This is a genomic window from Bacteroides sp. ET71 (assembly GCF_023336905.1).
Taxonomy (GTDB): Bacteria; Bacteroidota; Bacteroidia; order Bacteroidales; family Bacteroidaceae; genus Bacteroides.
In genome coordinates this window covers 1-699 of the sequence record NZ_JAMBLS010000124.1, presented here as the reverse complement: position 1 = coordinate 699, position 699 = coordinate 1, and the positions used below count along the sequence as shown (strand labels likewise).

At 33.6% G+C, this 699-nt stretch carries 1 protein-coding gene; it reads left to right on the top strand.

Features of this window, described 5'->3' with window-relative positions; genetic code table 11:
- Window positions 1-649 (top strand): hypothetical protein (locus M3090_RS15475; RefSeq protein ID WP_249057762.1); only part of this gene is annotated, 649 nt, incomplete at its 5' end.
- Between the last annotated feature and the right edge of the window lie 50 nt (window positions 650-699).

Here is a 699-nt window from a genome sequence, read left to right as displayed (position 1 = left end):
GCAACAATTAAAAATAAGAAATATGAACTATAAAACAATGCTCGCAAAAGTTCTTGGAGAAAAAGAACTTATGGAAATGAATGTACAGACTATTAAAGACGATGAAAGCCTGTTCTATAAATTAGTGGATAAAAATTTCCTCTTAATAGTGGATTGGAGTGGAGAAGATAGACAAGGAATGTTGTATAACTTCTTCAACAACAGACTTCAATCAATGTTGGGGGTACAATTGGTTGTATCCGAAGATGAAGTTTATCAAAAATATAATCAAGAAATAGAAGAACCCAAACGAGGTGATTTCATTCCCTTTGCGTTATCCTATTTTGATAAGCAATTGGAAAAGCTTGGGGCAAGAGTTGTATTGCTTGACTTAGAAAATGACACTTATAACATATTGGTGGCTTATAAAAAAGATGCCAAAAAACTAAAGTCTATAAAATCTGATTTTTGGAAGTTATCAACTTTAGAGCAAAAGCAAGGTCGAGTGGTTATTTCCATAACCTGCCCTAATTGTAAAGATTTTGCATGTTATGACATGTTGATTGAAGAGGAAAGCAATATGGCAAATGAAAAGTGCGAAGTATGTGGAACACTCTTTTGGGATGAAAATGCAAATGAAGTTGTAGAAATGGAAAAGACTTATTATTAATGTAGTTGCTAACAAGCACCTGTGCCACTTAACAGTGGCAAGCTGCAAAC